Source organism: Pedobacter sp. ASV12 (genome assembly GCF_016429155.1).
GTDB lineage: Bacteria > Bacteroidota > Bacteroidia > Sphingobacteriales > Sphingobacteriaceae > Pedobacter.
Genome location: NZ_JAELUC010000244.1, coordinates 1 through 547, shown reverse-complemented (window position 1 = coordinate 547; position 547 = coordinate 1). Strand labels below are relative to the sequence as shown.

Below are 547 nucleotides of genomic sequence, written 5' to 3'. Positions count from 1 at the left end.
GATCGTATCTGTTTTGAACGTAGTTGGTATTGAACTCGATTGACACTCTGTTTCCAAGATCACGGGTTCCGTTAAAACGAGCCGAGAAACGATTGTATTTGTCTTTTGGAGTTGTACCGTTAACGGTTACATACTGTCCTGCAGCATAAGTTGTCGATTTCTCATCGCCAGAAGAAACAGAAAAATCTGTTTGGTTGGTGATACCAGTATCCCAAAAATCATACTTTGAACTGTTGTAAGTATAAGGTACCATTTGTAAACGGCCATCAAAAATAGGCGTACCCAATGGACGAATAGTACCATCGAAAGCAGGACCATACTGTTGGTTCTCGTAAGGTAGGTATTCCTGAACATCAGGAGACGAACCTGAACCAAACAATTTTTGCATTTGAGGATAGAAACTTACTTGCTCAAAACTGATCGTGTTACCTACTTTGATGTTAGATTCGCCTCTTTTACCTTTTTTGGTTGTGATGATCAACGCACCGTTTGAAGCATCTGAACCATAAAGAGCAGCCGCACCAGCGCCTGTCTCTTATACACATCT

1 pseudogene is annotated in these 547 nt (G+C 41.1%); it reads right to left on the bottom strand.

The window, feature by feature from the left end:
* Window positions 1–481 (bottom strand): annotated as a pseudogene (locus JHD69_RS20125) (SusC/RagA family TonB-linked outer membrane protein); the annotation flags it as partial.
* Window positions 482–547 lie beyond the last annotated feature (66 nt).